This window comes from Streptomyces sp. 8P21H-1 (assembly GCF_013302945.1).
In genome coordinates, this window is sequence record NZ_JABTYA010000193.1 from 1 (window position 1) to 481 (window position 481).

The 481-nt window shown below is 78.0% G+C and carries 1 protein-coding gene; it reads left to right on the forward strand.

Going from position 1 to position 481, the window contains the following annotated elements:
• Window positions 1–390 (forward strand): Rv3235 family protein (locus tag HO151_RS03275; RefSeq protein WP_254594678.1); only part of this gene is annotated, 390 nt, incomplete at its 5' end.
• Window positions 391–481 lie beyond the last annotated feature (91 nt).

Here is a 481-nt window from a genome sequence, read left to right on the forward strand (position 1 = left end):
AGGGGCCCCCAGCCGCCCGCGCCGCCCGCATCGCCCGCATCGCCTGTACGCCCCCGCCCCACCGACCTCTTCGCCGAGCGGCTCGTCGAGGTGCTGAGCGGCCGGCGCCCGGTCCACTGCATGCTCCGGCACACCGCGGGCCGCGCCTACGACGAACTGGCCCGCCTCGCCGAACGCGGCCCGCTCCGCACCCGCGGCGAACGCCCCGTCGTCCGGGACATCGGCTACTACGTACCGCGTTCGGGAGCCGTGGAGGCCTTCGCCCGCATCGGAGCCGGCGACCGGCTCCGCGCCATGGCCTTCCGCCTGGAACAGGGCCCGGACCTGCGCTGGCGCTGCACAGCGGTGGAACTGGGCGGCCCCCGCACCCCGCACACCTCCGAGGACTGACCCGCCACCTCCGCCCCGAAGGGGGCGCGGGGAACGGCGCGACCAGCCCCCACAGCCCCGCAGCCGCCCCACAATCCCCGCCGCCCCGCCG